Consider the following 16762-nt stretch of genomic DNA (forward strand, 5'->3'; position numbering starts at 1 on the left):
TCATGCATCACATGACTCTGGCCGAGATCGCCCGCGGTCTCGCCGATAAAAAGTTTTCCTCCGAAGAGCTGACCAAGACCCTGCTGGCGCGTATCGCCGCGCTGGACCCCAAGGTCAACAGCTTCATCAGCCTCACCGAAGAACTGGCCCTGAGCCAGGCCAAGGCCGCCGACGCCCGTCGCGCCAGCGGTGAGACCGGCGTACTGCTGGGCGCCCCGATCGCCCACAAAGACCTGTTCTGCACCCAGGGCATTCGCACCAGCTGCGGCTCGAAGATGCTCGACAACTTCAAGGCGCCTTATGACGCCACCGTGGTGTCCAAGCTGGCGACAGCCGGGGCCGTGACCCTGGGCAAGACCAACATGGACGAATTCGCCATGGGGTCGGCCAACGAGTCCAGCTACTTCGGCGCGGTAAAAAACCCGTGGAACCTGGAACATGTGCCGGGCGGCTCCTCCGGCGGTTCGGCAGCCGCCGTTGCCGCACGTTTCCTGCCGGCCGCCACCGCCACCGACACCGGTGGCTCGATTCGCCAGCCGGCGGCGTTCACCAACCTCACCGGTTTGAAGCCCACCTACGGTCGCGTTTCCCGCTGGGGCATGATCGCCTACGCCTCCAGCCTCGATCAGGGCGGCCCGCTGGCACGCACCGCCGAAGACTGTGCACTGTTGCTGCAAGGCATGGCCGGCTTCGACCCGCAGGATTCCACCAGCATCAATGAACCGGTGCCGGACTACAGCGCCAGCCTCAACACTTCGATCAAGGGCTTGCGCATCGGCGTGCCGAAGGAATACTTCAGCGCCGGCCTCGACCCGCGCATCGCCGAGCTGGTGAACAACAGCATCAAGGAGCTGGAAAAACTCGGCGCCGTGATCAAGGAAATCAGCCTGCCGAACAACCAGCACGCGATTCCTGCCTATTATGTGATCGCGCCGGCGGAAGCCTCCTCCAACCTGTCGCGCTTCGACGGCGTGCGCTTCGGCTATCGCTGCGAGAATCCAAAGGATCTGACCGACCTGTACAAACGCTCCCGTGGCGAAGGCTTCGGTGCCGAAGTGCAGCGCCGCATCATGGTCGGCGCCTATGCCCTGTCGGCCGGCTACTACGACGCGTACTACCTCAAGGCGCAGAAAATCCGTCGTTTGATCAAGAACGACTTCATGGCCGCCTTCGAAGAAGTCGACGTGATCCTCGGTCCGACCACGCCGAACCCGGCCTGGAAGATCGGCGCCAAGACCGGCGACCCGATCGCCGAGTACCTGGAAGACCTCTACACCATCACCGCCAACCTCGCGGGCTTGCCAGGCTTGTCCATGCCGGCCGGTTTCGTCGACGGTCTGCCGGTAGGCGTGCAATTGCTCGCCCCGTATTTCCAGGAGGGCCGCCTGCTCAATGTGGCGCACCAGTACCAGTTGCAGACTGACTGGCACACTCGCACCCCTACCGGCTTCTGAGGAGAACACTATGCAATGGGAAGTCGTGATCGGGCTGGAGATTCATACCCAGCTCGCCACCCAATCGAAGATTTTCTCCGGTAGCGCCACCACTTTCGGTGCCGAACCCAACACCCAGGCCAGCCTGGTGGACCTGGGTATGCCCGGCGTGTTGCCGGTTCTGAACGAAGAAGCGGTGCGCATGGCGGTGATGTTCGGCCTGGCGATTGACGCCGAAATCGGCCAACACAACGTATTTGCACGCAAGAACTACTTTTACCCGGACCTGCCCAAGGGCTACCAGATCAGCCAGATGGAGTTGCCGATCGTCGGCAAGGGCCACCTGGATATCCCGCTGGAAGACGGCACCATCAAACGTGTCGGAGTGACCCGCGCGCACCTTGAGGAAGACGCCGGCAAAAGCCTGCACGAGGAATTCCCTGGCGCCACCGGCATCGACCTGAACCGCGCCGGTACGCCGCTGCTGGAAATCGTCTCCGAGCCGGACATGCGCAGCGCCAAGGAAGCCGTGGCCTACGTCAAGACCATCCACGCCCTGGTGCGCTACCTGGGCATCTGCGACGGCAACATGGCAGAAGGCTCGCTGCGTTGCGACTGCAACGTGTCGATTCGGCCAAAGGGCCAGGTCGAGTTCGGCACCCGCTGCGAGATCAAGAACGTCAACTCGTTCCGCTTCATCGAGAAAGCGATCAACAGCGAAGTGCGGCGTCAGATCGAACTGATCGAAGACGGCGGCAAGGTCATCCAGCAGACGCGCCTGTACGACCCGAACAAAGACGAAACCCGCGCCATGCGCAGCAAAGAGGAAGCCAACGACTACCGTTACTTCCCCGACCCGGACCTGTTGCCGGTGGTGCTGGAGGACTCGTTCCTCAATGACATCCGCGCCACTCTGCCGGAATTACCACAGCAAAAGCGCGAGCGCTTCCAGGCGCAGTTCGGCCTGTCGGTCTACGACGCCAGCGTGCTGGCCTCCAGCCGCGAGCAAGCGAACTACTTCGAAAAAGTCGTGAGCATTGCCGGCGACGCCAAACTGGCGGCCAACTGGGTGATGGTCGAGCTGGGCAGCCTGCTGAACAAGCAGGGCCTGGAAATCGACGAGGCACCGGTCACCGCCGAGCAACTGGGCGGCATGCTGCTGCGCATCAAGGACAACACCATCTCCGGCAAAATCGCCAAGACCGTGTTCGAAGCCATGGCCAGCGGCGAAGGCAGTGCCGATGAGATCATCGAAAAGCGCGGCCTCAAGCAAGTCACCGACAGCGGCGCCATCTCGGCCGTTCTCGATGAAATGCTGGCGGCCAATGCCGAGCAGGTCGAGCAGTACCGTGCAGCGGACGAAGCCAAGCGCGGCAAGATGTTCGGTTTCTTTGTCGGCCAGGCCATGAAAGCGTCCAAGGGCAAGGCCAACCCGCAACAGGTGAACGAACTGCTCAAAAGCAAGCTTGAAGGCTGACAACGATGAATGGTCCGAGTGAGACTTCACGCTTAACTCGGACTCCCTGTGGGAGGGGGCTTGCCCCCGATAGCGGTGATTCAGTCAACCCAGTGGCGGCTGACACTCAGCTATCGGGGGCAAGCCCCCTCCCACATTTGTAACGGGGTAACCTTAGAATGAAGCGTCTACTCGGCCTCCTGGCCCTGTTCTCTCTTTTAGGCGGTTGCGCCAGCGGCATCATCGACCCCAACGGCTACGACGAAACCGGCACCGCTTCCTATTACGGCGCCAGACACCACGGCAAGAAGACTGCCAGCGGTGAACTCTTCAACCAGAACGCCCTGACCGCCGCCCATCGGCAACTGCCTTTCGGCACCCAGGTCAAGGTGACCAACCTGAACAACGACCGCTCCGTGGTGGTGCGCATCAATGATCGCGGCCCGCATACCCGTGGGCGACTGATCGACCTCTCACGCAAGGCAGCCGAGCAACTGGGCATGCTGAGCAGCGGCACCGCACGGGTTCGCGTGCAGGCCCTGAGCAACTGAACCACAACGCAAGGAGCCCTGACCATTTTCGGATTAACCGCCCTCTCCCCCTGGAGCCTGCTGGAACTGATCAGCGGCCTGTTGCTGCTGATTGTCGGCGCCGAAATTCTGGTACGCGCCGCGGTGCGCCTGGCCGCCAGCCTTAAGGTGCGGCCATTGATCATCGGCCTGACGATCGTCGCCTTCGGCAGCAGCGCACCGCAGATGACGGTCAGCCTGCAAGCCACCTTGGCCGGCAATACCGACATTGCCGTGGGCAGTGTGATTGGCAGCAGCATCTTCAACATCCTGGTGACCCTGGGCCTTTCTGCGCTGATCATCCCACTGCGGGTTTCGCGACAACTGGTACGCCTGGATATTCCGGTGATGATCCTCGCCGGGCTGCTGGTATTTACCCTGGCCGCCAACGAGGAACTCACGCCGGTCGATGGCGCGCTGCTGCTGGTGGCGCTGATCGCCTACCTCGGTGTGCTGCACTACCAGACCCGCCACTCACGGCGGCCGCGTACCCTCGACACCGTGGCCCAGGCACCATGGCTGAGCAGCGTGCTGCTGATGTTGGGCGGTTTGCTGGTGCTGGTGCTGGCCGGGCACTTGTTGCTCGGTGCGGCGGTGGATGTGGCGAGCGACCTGGGCCTGTCGGAACGCATCATCGGCCTGACGCTGATCGGCGTCGGCACTTCGCTGCCGTGCATGGCCACCTCCCTGATCGCCGCCCTGCGTGGGCAGCGGGAAATCGCCGTGGGCAACGTGATCGGCAGCAATCTGTTCAATCTGCTGGGTGTGCTGGGCCTGACAGCTGTGCTGGCGCCGTCGCCGCTGTCGGTCTCGCCCAACGCACTGGTTTTCGATTTGCCGGTGATGCTCGGCGTAGTGGTGCTGTGCCTGCCGGTGTTCTATACCGGCTACCGCGTGACCCGTGCCGAAGGTTTGGTGCTGCTGGGCTTGTACCTCGCGTATGGGCTGCATGTGATGTCGTTCACCACCGGCATGCCCCTGGCCAACAAACTTGAACACTTGATGGTGTATTACATCCTGCCAGTGCTGGTGGCGTTTCTGTTGTTCAGCACGCTGCGAGCCTGGCGCCGCCAACACAAGAGGGAATCGTCATGACCGAGCAGAAAACACCTGGAGTTGAGATGCGTCGCCAGGTGATGGGCGACGCGTTTGTCGACCGCGCACTGGGCAACGCCACGGACTTCACCCAGCCGCTGCAGGACTTCGTTAACGAGCACGCCTGGGGCGCCGTGTGGAACCGCGACGGTTTGCCCCTCAAGACCCGCAGCCTGATCACCCTCGCCGCCCTGACCGCGCTCAAGTGCCCGCAAGAACTCAAAGGCCACGTACGTGGCGCGTTGAACAATGGCTGTAGCGTAGAAGAGATCCGCGAGGCCCTGCTGCACTGCGCGGTGTACGCCGGGGTGCCGGCCGCCATCGATGCGTTTCGAGCGGCGCAGGAAGTGATCGACAGCTACCAGAAAGACGCCTAGATCCAGCCCCCGGCCTGCAACACGAAAATACCGATATTCGTGGTCACCGCCGCCATCAGCGTGGTGATCACGATAATCGCCGCCGCCAGTTCATGATTGCCCTCGGCCGCCCGGGCCATCACAAAGCTGGCAGCTGCGGTCGGCGCACCGAAGTACAAGAACAGAATTCCCAGTTCCGCCCCACGAAAGCCCAGCAGCCACGCGCCGAGCGTGGCGAGCAGCGGCAGCCAGATCATTTTCATCAGGCTCGCGCTCAACGCCATGCTGCCGCTCTTGCGCAGCGCCGCCAGGGACAAGGTGCCGCCGATGCAGATCAAGGCCAGTGGCAAGGTGGTGTCTGCCAGGTATTGCGCGGACTTTTCCAACCAGCCCGGTAAACCGATCTTGAAGTAAGCGAACGGCGCGGCTGTGATCACGCTGATGATCAGCGGGTTGGCGACCACGCTTTTGAAGATGCTCCACGGGTCGGACTTGATCACCGGGCTATACACCGCCAGCACGATGGTCGACAGCGTGTTGTAGAACAGGATCACCAACGCCGCGAGGATCGCGCCGAGGGAGATGCCGTAGTCGCCATACATGCTCGCCGCCAGTGCCAGGCCGATCACGCCGTTATTACCGCGAAACGCGCCTTGGGCGTAGATGCCGCGATCTTCCTTGGGGCAACGAAAGATCGCCCACCCCCAAGCCAGGGCAAAGCTCACCAGCGTGGCGACGCAAAAGTAGATCAGCAGGCCCGGCTTGAGCGCCGAGTGCAGGTCCGCATGCAGGATGCCCAGGAACAACAGCGCCGGCATGGTGACGTTGAACACCAGGGACGATGCAGTGTGGATAAAGTTGTCGTTGATCCAGTTGATGCGCTTGAGCAGCACTCCCAGAAACAGCATGGCAAACACCGGCGCGGTGATCGTGAGGGTGGTGAGGAAGATAGCCAGCATGCCGGGGAGAACCTTGGTGAGCGTCGTTAGGTGGCTAATGATAAGCCATACAGCTCAGGGGTGCCTGTTAGACCGCTATCGGGGGCAAGCCCCCTCCCACAGTTTGAATTGTGAATACCTTCAAATGTGGGAGGGGGCTTGCCCCCGATGCAGACGCCTCGGTCTCAGGTAATCGGCGCCGGGTTGAACAACGTGATGTCGTTGTGCAGCTTGTGATGCTCGGCCCACGTCTTCTTCTTGCCGCTGGCCACGTCCAGGTAAAAGTGAAACAACTCCCAGCCCAGCTCCTCAATGCTTGCGCGCCCGGTGGCGATACGGCCGGCGTCAATGTCGATGAGGTCCGGCCAGCGTTGCGCCAGCTCCGTACGCGTCGAGACCTTAACCACCGGCGCCATCGCCAGCCCATAGGGCGTACCACGACCGGTGGTGAACACATGCAGGTTCATCCCAGCCGCCAGTTGCAACGTGCCGCACACGAAGTCGCTGGCCGGAGTGGCGCAGAAGATCAGGCCCTTGCCCTTGAAGCGCTCGCCAGGGCCGAGCACGCCATTGATTGCGCTGCTGCCGGACTTGACGATGGAGCCCAACGACTTCTCGACAATGTTCGACAACCCGCCTTTCTTGTTGCCCGGCGTGGTGTTGGCACTGCGATCTGCCTCGCCTTTGGCCAGGTAACGGTCGTACCAGTCCATTTCTCTGACCAACTCTTCGGCCACTTCCTTCGTCTGTGCGCGAGAGGTCAACAGGTAGATGGCATCACGCACTTCGGTGACTTCGGAAAACATCACCGTCGCGCCGGCCCGCAGCAACAAGTCCGAGGCGTAGCCCAGGGCCGGGTTGGCGGTGATACCGGAAAACGCATCGCTGCCGCCGCACTGCATGCCCAGGATCAGCTCGGACGCCGGCACGGTTTCCCGGCGGCGCTGGTCGAGCTTCTTCAGGCGCACTTCGGCCAGTTCCATGATCTGCTCGATCATCTCGGTGAAACCGTGGCTGGAGTCCTGCAGCCGATACAGCCACGGCTCGCTCAAGTCGACGGAACTGTCGTTGTCGTGCATCACCTGGCCGGCCTGCAATTTCTCACAGCCCAGGCTGATCACCAGGGCTTCGCCCCCCAGGTTCGGGTTGCGCGCCAGGTTGCGCACGGTACGGATCGGGATGTAGGCATCCGTCGCGGTGATCGCCACCCCGCAGCCGTAGCTGTGAGTCAGCGCCACCACGTCATCGACATTGGGGTACTTGGGCAGCAACTCTTCCTTGATGCGCTTGACCGCGTGGTCCAGCACGCCGGTCACGCACTGCACCGTGGTGGTGATGCCCAGGATATTGCGCGTGCCGACGGTGCCGTCGGCATTGCGGTAGCCCTCGAACGTATAGCCCTCCAGCGGCGCCTGGCCCTCGGGCACTTCGGTAGACAGCGGCAGGCTATCCAGCGGTGGCGCGGTGGGCATGCGCAGTTGATCTTCCTGGACCCAACTGCCACGCGGAATCGGCGCCAAGGCATACCCGATGGTCTGGCCGTAACGAATAATCTGACCGCCCTCGGGAATATCTTCCAGGGTCACTTTGTGGCTCTGGGGGATGAAGTCTACGGTCACCAGGCCGTCCGGGAACTCAGTCCCGGCCGGTACGCCCTGGTCGTTGACCACGATCACTACGTTGTCGCGCTCGTGCAAACGAATCGAGCGCGGCGAGTCGGCATGTTCAATCAACTGCATTACACGAACCTCAGGAATGCGCTTGGGTAAGGTGGGTTACTTCAGGCCCCTGGGCGGGCGGCTCTTTGAGCACCACGCGCTTGATCGGACCGACGATCACCAGGTAGCTGAACACCGCCACCAGCGCGTTGGCGCCGACAAACACCAGGGCCCATTTGAAAGAACCGGTGGTGCTGATGATGTAGCCGATGACAATCGGTGTGGTGATCGACGCCAGGTTACCGAAGGTGTTGAACAAGCCACCACTGAGGCCGGCGATTTGTTTCGGCGAAGTGTCGGACACCACCGCCCAGCCCAGTGCGCCAACGCCCTTGCCGAAGAAGGCCAAGGCCATGAAGCCCACCACCATCCACTCCACATCCACGTAGTTGCACGCAATGATGCTGCTGGAAACCAGCAGGCCGGCGATGATCGGCGCCTTGCGGGCAAAGGTCAGCGAGTGGCCTTTGCGCAGCAGGTAATCGGAAATCACCCCGCCGAGCACGCCGCCGATAAAGCCGCAGATCGCCGGCAACGAGGCGATGAAACCGGCCTTGAGGATGGTCATGCCACGGTCCTGCACCAGATATACCGGGAACCAGGTCAGGAAGAAGTAGGTGATGCCGTTGATGCAGTACTGGCCCAGATACACCCCGAGCATCATGCGGTTGGTGAGCAACTGGCGGATGTAATCCCACTTCGGCCCGTCGGTTTTCTTACCCTTGGCCTTGTCCTGATCCATATCGACCATCGCGCCATTGGCGGCGATGTGATTGAGCTCGGCCTCGTTGATCATCGGGTGCTGGCGGGGGCTGTGGATCACTTTCAGCCAGATCAGCGAGAACACGATGCCGATCACGCCCATCACGATAAACACGTGCTGCCAGCCGAAGCGGTAGACGATCCAACCCATCAGGGGCGCGAACAGCACCGTGGCGAAGTACTGCGCCGAGTTAAATATCGCCGAGGCGGTGCCCCGTTCAGCGGTCGGGAACCAGGCCGCGACGATGCGTGCGTTACCCGGGAAGGAAGGTGCCTCGGCCAGGCCCACCAGGAAGCGCAGCATAAACAGCGCGACCACGGCGGTGGAAACACCGAACTCACCCACATAGCCTTGCAGCACGGTGAACAGGGACCAGGTGAAGATGCTCAGGGCATAGACTTTTTTCGAGCCGAACCGGTCCAGCAGCCAGCCACCGGGAATTTGCCCGGCCACATAGGCCCAACCGAATGCGGAGAAGATGTAACCGAGAGTGACCGCGTCGATGCCGAGGTCTTTTTGCAGGCTGGAGCCCGCGATGGCGATGGTGGCCCGGTCGGCGTAGTTGATCGTGGTCACCACAAAGAGCATGAGCAGGATCAAATAGCGGACGTGGGTCGGCTTGGTCGCTTGCATGTAGAAGTACTCCCACTAATTATTTTTTTTGCGGGTAATGGTTTTCTGTTTTGGTCGTGGGGCCGGCAGGCGTCCGGCCCCACGGGGTATTGCGTCTTACGAACCGATGTAGCTGGTTTTCACCACGGTGTAGAACTCTTGCGCATAGCGACCCTGCTCACGCGAACCATAGGATGAGCCCTTACGCCCACCGAACGGAACGTGATAATCCACGCCGGCGGTCGGCAGGTTGACCATCACCATTCCGGCCTGGGAGTGGCGCTTGAAGTGATTGGCGTACTTCAGCGACGTGGTGGCGATACCGGCCGACAAGCCGAACTCGGTGTCGTTGGCCATGGCCAGGGCTGCCTCGTAGTCCGCCACGCGCACCACGTTGGCCACTGGCCCGAAGATTTCTTCACGGCTGATGCGCATGGCCGCTTCGCTGTCAGCGAACAAAGTCGGCGCGAGGAAGTAACCCTCGGTGTCGCACGTCACCAGGCTGCCACCGCTGACCAACCGCGCGCCTTCGCTTTGGCCGATATCGATGTATTTCATGTCCTGATCCAGTTGGGCCTGGGACACGACGGGGCCGATATCGGTGCCGCTCTTGAGGGCATGGCCGACCTTGATCGACTTCATGCGCTCGGCCATGGCCGCGACAAACTGGTCGTGGATGCCGGCGGTCACGATCAAACGGCTGGACGCTGTGCAACGTTGCCCGGTGGAGTAGAACGCGCTCTGTACCGCCAGCTCGACCGCTTGTTTGAGGTCGGCGTCGTCGAGAATGATCTGCGGGTTCTTGCCGCCCATTTCCAACTGCACTTTGGCCTGACGCGACACACAGCTGACGGCGATCTGACGGCCGACACCGACGGAACCAGTGAAGCTGATGCCGTCGACTTTCGGGCTGTTGACCAGCACATCACCGACCACACGGCCGCTGCCCATTACCAGGTTGAACACACCGTCCGGGAAACCGGCGCGGGAGATGATTTCCGCGAGGGCCCAGGCGCAACCCGGCACCAGCTCGGCGGGCTTGATTACCACGCAGTTGCCGTAGGCCAGGGCCGGGGCGATTTTCCATGCGGGGATGGCAATCGGGAAGTTCCACGGGGTGATCAAACCAACCACACCAAGGGCTTCGCGGGTAACTTCGACGTTGACGCCCGGACGCACCGACGGCACGTAGTCGCCGGACAAGCGCAGGCATTCGCCAGCAAAGAATTTGAAGATATTGCCGGCGCGAGTCACTTCACCGATGGCTTCGGGCAGGGTCTTGCCCTCTTCACGGGCCAGCAGGGTGCCGAGTTCTTCGCGGCGGGCGAGGATTTCGCTGCCGACTTTATCCAGCGCATCGTGGCGGGCCTGAATGCCCGAGGCGGACCAGGCCGGGAACGCGGCGCGTGCGGCGTCGATGGCGGCGTTGACTTGAGCAACATCAGCCTTGGCGTATTCGCCGATGACATCAGACAACTCCGACGGGTTGATATTGGTGCAATAGTCCACACCGGCCACCCACTGGCCATTGATGTAGTTTTCAAAGCGTTTGGCTTGGGACACGAATCTTCTCCTGACGCAAAAGGCCGCTGATTGCTCAGCGGCCTTGTAAATGTCTTATTGCGGGCCTTGCTTATCGATCAGCGCGGCGAGGGCTTCGTACTCTTCCGGCAGCAGGTCGGTCAGCGGTGTGCGCACTGGGCCGGCGTCATAACCGGCGATTTTTGCGCCGGCCTTGACGATGCTCACGGCATAACCGGCCTTGCGGTTGCGGATGTCCAGGTAAGGCAGGAAGAAGTTGTCGATGATCTTGCTGACGGTGGCGTGATCATCCTTGGCGATCGCGTGGTAGAAGTCCATCGCGGTTTTCGGGATGAAGTTGAACACCGCCGAGGAGTACACCGGTACGCCCAAAGCCTTGTAGGCAGCGGCATAAACTTCTGCGGTGGGCAGGCCGCCCAGGTAGCTGAACCGATCACCGAGGCGACGGCGGATCGACACCATCAGTTCGATGTCACCCAGGCCGTCCTTGTAGCCGATCAGGTTCGGGCAGCGCTCAGCCAGACGCTCCAGCAGCGGCGCAGTCAGACGGCAGACGTTGCGGTTGTAGACCACCACGCCAATCTTGACCGATTTGCACACGGCTTCAACGTGGGCGGCAACCCCATCCTGGCTGGCTTCGGTGAGGTAGTGCGGCAGCAGCAACAGGCCCTTGGCCCCCAGACGCTCGGCTTCCTGAGCATATTCGATAGCCTGACGCGTCGAACCGCCGACGCCGGCGAGGATCGGCACGCTGGTGGCGCAGGTATCAACAGCAGTCTTTACCACTTGGGAATATTCGCTGGCGGCCAGGGAGAAAAACTCACCGGTGCCGCCGGCGGCGAACAAGGCGGTGGCGCCGTACGGGGCCAGCCACTCCAGGCGCTTGATGTAACCCGCCTGGTGGAAATCACCCTGCGCGTTGAAATCGGTCACGGGGAAAGACAGCAGACCGTGGGAAAGGATGGACTTCAGTTCTTGTGGATTCATTATTCGAACACCCTGGGTAAAGACTTTCTGTCGAAAGGTTTGTTGTTGGTTTTGATGATGTCGTACGTCATCGTACAACTATAAAACTATTCGTCAACTGCAATTCATCAACCTCCCGGCAAAGAGTGTTGAAACAGGCATTCTTGACGTAGGAAATTTATGCTCTATGCTCGCCGTAGCTGTATATACATACAGTAACCAAGGAAGATTCCTACGACTTAGCAAGGAGCTAACATGTCAGGTCTTGAACTCGCATTACCCGAAAAAAACCCACCGACCCTACGCTTCGAAGGCGGCGAACACACGTCAATTGGCGACGATACGCTGCTGCGCTTCGCCAAAGACGCCGCGCCGATACCTGCGCGAGAAGTTGAGCTGCATCTGCCCAACGGGCTGGCACTGACTTACGGCCAAGTGATCGCCCTGGGTGGCGACTTCTACGGCATCCCTGGCCAACCGATCAGCGATGGTGCCTCCCCCGCCGAGCGTGTGCAACGCTTCACGGCCGCGTTCAATTCCCTGGCCGTGTTGCCGGCGTCACGGGAAGAAGCACGCAACATCCTTGGGGTGATGCAAAAGGAGATCAACGCGGTCAACCAGGCAATCAAGGCAGGCAAACAGCCTCATGAGGCGTACGACGCCTTGGGCGATAGCTTGTCCGAGGAGTGGAACCGCATCACCGGTGGCGGCAGCGCGGTGTCGGCGCTGATTCCGCTGGGACGTTACTTGAAACTGGCGGCGGACAACGCCGACCACTTCGGCGAGTGGGCGCTGTCGGCCTACCTCGCCGGGCATACCGCAGCCCTGCAACAGGCAGTGATAGCTCATCAGACAGGCACCGACCAGGCGCTGGAACTGGCCTATGCCATGAACAGTTTTGCCGATCATTTTTTGACCGATCTGTTTTCCGCCGGCCACCTGCGCGTGCCACGCAAGCAATTGGCCGCCGTGGTTACCCCCGGAGAACTCGGCTCGCTGATCAGCCGTTTCATGCACGACGAAGACAGTAAATTCGGGCTCAAGGTGCGCAATGCCATGGGTGACGAATGGCATGCCTACGGGGATAAGCGCTACTTCGACAGCGCCGATGCGGCCAGTCGGGCCCAAGTCAAACGCGCGGTGCAAGCCTCGGCGGACGAAATCTTCGACACTTTCCTCAGCGGCACCGCGCCCTCCCCGGCCACCTTCAAGGCGCCGCTGTACGTGCCGGACCTGAATGCCGCTCAAAACCCGGCAAACAACTTTTCGCCGCTGTTCAAGAGGGAGGGCGACAAGGTGCTGCGGCGCAAGGACGTAAATGACTTGAACGACAAGCAGTGGACGAATGATTGGTGGGGATGGAGTACGTACTTGTTGCTCAAGGACTACGAACCCAATACACCGGTCTGATCACAACCGTTGCCCCGTCGATGATCAAACCCTGAGACTCACCCGCGCTGCGCCTGCGCCTCTTCATGGGCATGGCGCAGCCGCTCGCGACTGTTGGTCAGGTGCAAACGCATGGCCGCTCGTGCCGCGTCCGAATCCTGGCGGGCAATCGCTTCGTAGATTTCTTCGTGCTCGCGGCTCAGGCGGTCCATGTAGTGCTGTTGGTCATCATGGGCCAAGCGTGCGGAGTTCAGGCGGGTCCGAGGAATGATGCTGGTACCCAGGTGGGTCATGATGTCAGTGAAGTAACGGTTGCCGGTGGACAATGCGATTTCCAGATGGAACGCGAAGTCTGACGCAACCGCATCCCCCGCGTGCGCGGCGCTTTCGTTCAGCGCGTCGAGTGCCGCGCGCATGGCCGCCAATTGCTCATCGCTGCGACGCAACGCGGCGAGGCCGGCCGACTCCACTTCCAGGCTGATCCGCAGCTCCAGAATCGCCAACACATCGCGCAAGGTCACCACGGTAGCGGGGTCGATACGAAAGCCGCTGGGGCTTGGTGTATCCAGCACGAAAGTGCCGATGCCGTGCCGGGTCTCTACCTGGCCTGCGGCCTGCAAACGTGAGATGGCTTCACGCACCACCGTGCGACTGACCCCATGAGCTTCCATGATCGCCGACTCGGTGGGCAGCTTATCGCCACGTTTGAGCTGACCATCGCGGATTTGCTCGGATAACACCGTGACCAATTCCTGAGCAAGGCTGCGGCGCTTGCGGGGAAGACGAGGGGCGGTGTTGGCGTTTTCCATGTGGGGTCATCTTTGTCGGTGAACTGAAGGGGCATCATAGCCCATGACGGTTGTATGATCACCGCTCGCGCTGCACTTTCATCGGCTTTCGCGCGCGTAGTACATATCGCCGCCGTACCTACCCGTGTTCGGATAGACCCACCGGTTACTTCAGCCGCGGCAGTGAGTGCGAAACGTTCTCCTGCTCCTGTCAGATATGACAGCAGACAACCTCACCAGACCGTCGCAGAGTCAAGCCTGTTCCGACACCCAGGTGAGCGCTCATGAAACGCCTTACTTTGTTATGCGCAGCCTGGCTGCTGACCTGCGTCGTTCTGGCTGCCCCGGGCGTACGCAACGGCGGGGGCGAGGACGTCATATTGCAGGGGTTCCACTGGAACTCCAGTCGCACGACCCCGCAAACGTGGTACGAAATACTGAAACAAATGGCCCCCACCATCGGGCGCGATGGCTTCACCAAAATCTGGTTGCCTCCCGCCTGGGTCGATAAATCCAGCTGGGTCGACGCGAACTCAGGGACTTCCGGCGGCGGGGAGGGTTACTTCTGGCACGACTTTGACAAAAACAGCAATTACGGCAGCGAACCCCAGCTCAAACAAGCGGTTGACGCCTTATCGAGCGCTGGCGTGCAAGCGGTGTACGACGTAGTGCCTAACCATATGAACGACAACCTCCCCGGCACCCAGGTGCGCTTTCTTCGGCGCCTCAAGCTGTGGCGCACTGACTGCATCTCCCCCACCCCTGCGTCAAGCTGCGACGAAGGCGACCCGTTTGATAGCGGCAAGGCCGACCTCAACACCAGCAGTCCGGAGGTTTCGTCACGCATGATGCAGGAGTTCAGGAACCTGCGGGATAACTACGGCGCCAAGGGCTTGCGCTTCGATTTTGTGCGCGGCTATGCGCCGGAGCGGGTCAACCTGTGGATGAAAGATTTTGGCGACCAAGCGTTCTGCGTTGGCGAACTGTGGAAAAGCCCTGGCGAGTTTCCCGCCAGCGACTGGCGCAATAAAGCCAGCTGGCAGGACATTCTCAAGGACTGGTCGGACAGATCGCGTTGCGCAGTCTTCGATTTCGCGCTCAAGGAGCGCCTGCAAAATGGCAGCCTCGCCGAATGGCGGCACGGCCTCAGTAGCAACCCGGACCCAGCCTGGCGGCAGATTGCGGTGACGTTCGTCGACAACCACGACACCGGCTATTCCCCGGGGCAATACGGCGGGCAGCACCACTGGCCTGTACCCGAAGACAAGCGCAACATCGCCTACGCTTACATTCTGCTGAGCCCCGGCATACCCACGGTGTATTGGCCCGACATGTACGACTGGGGCCGTGGCGATCTGATTCGCACGCTGATCAAACTGCGCAAGGACGCCGGCATTCGAGCCGACTCGCCCATCCGCTTTCAGAGCCACTATTCAGGATTGGTGGCTACGATCAATGGCAGTCGCCAGCGCTTATTGATCGCCCTGGACGCGAACCTCAGCATGATCCCGGAGGGTTTTACCCAGGCACTGTTCGCGGACGCAGAGCGTATTCGAGCCTGGCAAACTCGCTCGGCACCGGAAGACACCACGACGACACTACACTGCGACAATGCAAACCCTGGCAATGGGCAGGCAGTGTACGCCGTGGGTTCGCCGGTTGAACTGGGCGCCTGGGATCCGGCCCACGCCATCTCACTGAGGCCAACAGCGCCGCATCGGTGGAGCGGCGCCGTGGTATGGCCGACCCAGCAAGCCATCAAATGGAAATGTGTGATCCGCAGCCTCAGCAACGTCAACCAAGCCTATTGGCAAAAGGACCCTGACAACTCGTTGATCACCGGTGCCGGCACCGAGGCCGTAGGCAGTTTTTGACAAAAAAATGCCCCGGCAAGACCGAGGCATTTTTCAACCGACGTGCGAACGACGCCGTTTTGTCACTTCACCACTTTCAGACTAGGACGACCGCTGGGACGCGGAGGCTCAGTGTCCGGTGGCGGCATATCGTCGCCCTCTTCGCCGTCGATCGTTTCGTCATCCTCGAAGGGCGACTCCAGATCAAACACCATGCCTTGCCCATTCTCACGGGCATAAATCCCGAGAATGGCGCCAATCGGCACATACAGCGTATGGGGCACACCGCCAAAACGCCCTTCGAAGCTCACCGCTTCGTTGTCCATGTGCAGATGACGCACGGCACTGGGCGAGATGTTCAGCACGATCTGTCCATCACTGGCAAACCCCTGCGGTACCTGAACCGCAGGAAATTCGGAATTGACCAGCATGTGCGGGGTGCAATCGTTGTCCACAATCCACTCATAGAGCGCGCGGACCAGGTAGGGTCGACTGGAGTTCATCAACGGCTCCTTAAGCCTTAGCGCATATCGCGTTCGACACCAGACAGACTCGCCTGGAAAGCCTCACGCGCAAACTGGCGCTCCATGTAATCAAGCAACGGCTTGGCAGGCCGAGGCAGTTCAATGCCCAGAATCGGCAAGCGCCAGAGTATGGGTAATAGGCAGCAATCCACCAAGCTTTGTTCCTCGCTGAGGAAAAAAGGTTTATCGGCGAACAACGGCGAAACGCCGGTCAGGCTTTCGCGCAATTCCTTACGCGCCTGCACCCGAGCGGGCTCTTTTGTACGCGAATCCAGAATCACATCCACCAACCCGCACCAGTCACGCTGGATCCGATGGATCAGCAGCCGGCTGTTGGCACGCGCCACCGGATACACCGGCAGCAGAGGCGGATGAGGATAACGCTCATCCAAGTATTCCATCACCACGGTTGACTCCCACAACGCCAGGTCACGATCGACCAGGGTGGGCAAGCTGCCGTAAGGGTTCACTTCGATCAGTTTCGGCGGCTGACGGCCCGCCTCCACACTGATGATCTCGGCGCTGACACCCTTCTCTGCGAGCACAATACGTACTCGGTGGGAATAGTGGTCGGCGGGGTCGGAGTAACAGGCCAACCGATTGGTCACGCCCATGGCGGTCCTCCTCGCTTGTTGAAATTATCGAAAGCTCAAAAACGAGCGCGCCCAGAGAGCATCTCTGTAGTACCTGATGACCAGGTCGCTACGGTTCAGAGATGCCGCTGGGCGCGCAAGATTAACAGCAATTGCTTACGGTTGGA

The 16762-nt window shown here is 60.9% G+C and carries 15 protein-coding genes; 7 read left to right on the forward strand and 8 right to left on the reverse strand.

Annotated elements, in window-relative coordinates:
• Positions 1-2 precede the first annotated feature (2 nt).
• The 5 genes from gatA to FIV35_RS14490 all read left to right on the forward strand — a co-directional run bounded on the left by gatA (position 3) and on the right by FIV35_RS14490 (position 4930).
• Positions 3-1454: an Asp-tRNA(Asn)/Glu-tRNA(Gln) amidotransferase subunit GatA gene (gatA, locus tag FIV35_RS14470; RefSeq protein ID WP_034136977.1), complete on the forward strand. Its 1452-nt coding sequence runs from the start codon at positions 3-5 to the stop codon at positions 1452-1454.
• A gap of 10 nt (positions 1455-1464) precedes the next feature.
• Positions 1465-2910: an Asp-tRNA(Asn)/Glu-tRNA(Gln) amidotransferase subunit GatB gene (gene gatB, locus FIV35_RS14475; protein WP_034095893.1), complete on the forward strand. Its 1446-nt coding sequence runs from the start codon at positions 1465-1467 to the stop codon at positions 2908-2910.
• A gap of 158 nt (positions 2911-3068) precedes the next feature.
• Positions 3069-3440: a septal ring lytic transglycosylase RlpA family protein gene (locus tag FIV35_RS14480; RefSeq protein WP_034136976.1), complete on the forward strand. Its 372-nt coding sequence runs from the start codon at positions 3069-3071 to the stop codon at positions 3438-3440.
• Positions 3441-3506: 66 nt separating this feature from the next.
• A complete protein-coding gene (locus FIV35_RS14485; protein ID WP_034136975.1) occupies positions 3507-4553 on the forward strand; it encodes a calcium/sodium antiporter in 1047 nt (348 codons plus the stop codon).
• Positions 4550-4930 (forward strand): carboxymuconolactone decarboxylase family protein, encoded by a 381-nt coding sequence (locus FIV35_RS14490; protein ID WP_034095890.1) that lies wholly within the window; start codon positions 4550-4552, stop codon positions 4928-4930. Before FIV35_RS14485 ends, FIV35_RS14490 begins: the two co-directional genes overlap by 4 nt.
• Here FIV35_RS14490 and FIV35_RS14495 read toward each other — a convergent pair.
• The 5 genes from FIV35_RS14495 to kdgD all read right to left on the reverse strand — a co-directional run bounded on the left by FIV35_RS14495 (position 4927) and on the right by kdgD (position 11469).
• Positions 4927-5868, reverse strand: a complete 942-nt coding sequence (locus FIV35_RS14495; RefSeq protein ID WP_034136974.1) for an AEC family transporter — start codon at positions 5866-5868, stop codon at positions 4927-4929. The genes FIV35_RS14490 and FIV35_RS14495 overlap by 4 nt on opposite strands.
• A 164-nt stretch (positions 5869-6032) precedes the next feature.
• A complete protein-coding gene (garD, locus tag FIV35_RS14500) occupies positions 6033-7586 on the reverse strand; it encodes a galactarate dehydratase (RefSeq protein ID WP_034111764.1) in 1554 nt (517 codons plus the stop codon).
• Positions 7587-7596: 10 nt separating this feature from the next.
• Positions 7597-8961, reverse strand: a complete 1365-nt coding sequence (locus FIV35_RS14505; RefSeq protein ID WP_034136973.1) for an MFS transporter — start codon at positions 8959-8961, stop codon at positions 7597-7599.
• Positions 8962-9057: 96 nt separating this feature from the next.
• Positions 9058-10503 (reverse strand): aldehyde dehydrogenase family protein, encoded by a 1446-nt coding sequence (locus FIV35_RS14510; protein WP_034136972.1) that lies wholly within the window; start codon positions 10501-10503, stop codon positions 9058-9060.
• A gap of 54 nt (positions 10504-10557) precedes the next feature.
• Positions 10558-11469: a 5-dehydro-4-deoxyglucarate dehydratase gene (gene kdgD, locus FIV35_RS14515; RefSeq protein ID WP_034095885.1), complete on the reverse strand. Its 912-nt coding sequence runs from the start codon at positions 11467-11469 to the stop codon at positions 10558-10560.
• A gap of 234 nt (positions 11470-11703) precedes the next feature.
• Here kdgD and FIV35_RS14520 point away from each other — a divergent pair, with 234 nt between their 5' ends.
• Positions 11704-12858: a hypothetical protein gene (locus FIV35_RS14520; RefSeq protein WP_034136971.1), complete on the forward strand. Its 1155-nt coding sequence runs from the start codon at positions 11704-11706 to the stop codon at positions 12856-12858.
• Between the two features lie 38 nt (positions 12859-12896).
• Here FIV35_RS14520 and FIV35_RS14525 read toward each other — a convergent pair whose 3' ends face one another.
• Positions 12897-13646, reverse strand: coding sequence for a FadR/GntR family transcriptional regulator (locus FIV35_RS14525; RefSeq protein WP_034095883.1), 750 nt, complete (start codon positions 13644-13646; stop codon positions 12897-12899).
• A 263-nt stretch (positions 13647-13909) separates the two neighbouring features.
• Between FIV35_RS14525 and FIV35_RS14530 the strand changes: the two genes are divergently transcribed.
• Positions 13910-15499, forward strand: a complete 1590-nt coding sequence (locus tag FIV35_RS14530; protein WP_034136970.1) for a glucan 1,4-alpha-maltotetraohydrolase domain-containing protein — start codon at positions 13910-13912, stop codon at positions 15497-15499.
• A gap of 62 nt (positions 15500-15561) precedes the next feature.
• Here FIV35_RS14530 and FIV35_RS14535 read toward each other — a convergent pair whose 3' ends face one another.
• A complete protein-coding gene (locus FIV35_RS14535; RefSeq protein WP_034136969.1) occupies positions 15562-15981 on the reverse strand; it encodes a ClpXP protease specificity-enhancing factor in 420 nt (139 codons plus the stop codon).
• Positions 15982-15998: 17 nt separating this feature from the next.
• Positions 15999-16616, reverse strand: coding sequence for a glutathione S-transferase N-terminal domain-containing protein (locus FIV35_RS14540; RefSeq protein WP_034136968.1), 618 nt, complete (start codon positions 16614-16616; stop codon positions 15999-16001).
• Between the last annotated feature and the right edge of the window lie 146 nt (positions 16617-16762).

Origin of the sequence: Pseudomonas rhodesiae (genome assembly GCF_007858255.1) — a bacterium.
Lineage (GTDB): Bacteria > Pseudomonadota > Gammaproteobacteria > Pseudomonadales > Pseudomonadaceae > Aquipseudomonas > Aquipseudomonas rhodesiae.

What these genes read in the sequence shown, in the direction of transcription:
- gatA (WP_034136977.1), top strand. Translation starts at nt 3, where the DNA reads ATGCATCACATGACTCTGGCCGAGATCGCCCGCGGTCTCGCCGATAAA.
- gatB (WP_034095893.1), top strand. Translation starts at nt 1,465, where the DNA reads ATGCAATGGGAAGTCGTGATCGGGCTGGAGATTCATACCCAGCTCGCC.
- FIV35_RS14480 (WP_034136976.1), top strand. Translation starts at nt 3,069, where the DNA reads ATGAAGCGTCTACTCGGCCTCCTGGCCCTGTTCTCTCTTTTAGGCGGT.
- FIV35_RS14490 (WP_034095890.1), top strand. Translation starts at nt 4,550, where the DNA reads ATGACCGAGCAGAAAACACCTGGAGTTGAGATGCGTCGCCAGGTGATG.
- FIV35_RS14495 (WP_034136974.1), bottom strand. Translation starts at nt 5,868, where the DNA reads ATGCTGGCTATCTTCCTCACCACCCTCACGATCACCGCGCCGGTGTTT.
- garD (WP_034111764.1), bottom strand. Translation starts at nt 7,586, where the DNA reads ATGCAGTTGATTGAACATGCCGACTCGCCGCGCTCGATTCGTTTGCAC.
- FIV35_RS14505 (WP_034136973.1), bottom strand. Translation starts at nt 8,961, where the DNA reads ATGCAAGCGACCAAGCCGACCCACGTCCGCTATTTGATCCTGCTCATG.
- kdgD (WP_034095885.1), bottom strand. Translation starts at nt 11,469, where the DNA reads ATGAATCCACAAGAACTGAAGTCCATCCTTTCCCACGGTCTGCTGTCT.
- FIV35_RS14520 (WP_034136971.1), top strand. Translation starts at nt 11,704, where the DNA reads ATGTCAGGTCTTGAACTCGCATTACCCGAAAAAAACCCACCGACCCTA.
- FIV35_RS14525 (WP_034095883.1), bottom strand. Translation starts at nt 13,646, where the DNA reads ATGGAAAACGCCAACACCGCCCCTCGTCTTCCCCGCAAGCGCCGCAGC.
- FIV35_RS14530 (WP_034136970.1), top strand. Translation starts at nt 13,910, where the DNA reads ATGAAACGCCTTACTTTGTTATGCGCAGCCTGGCTGCTGACCTGCGTC.
- FIV35_RS14535 (WP_034136969.1), bottom strand. Translation starts at nt 15,981, where the DNA reads ATGAACTCCAGTCGACCCTACCTGGTCCGCGCGCTCTATGAGTGGATT.
- FIV35_RS14540 (WP_034136968.1), bottom strand. Translation starts at nt 16,616, where the DNA reads ATGGGCGTGACCAATCGGTTGGCCTGTTACTCCGACCCCGCCGACCAC.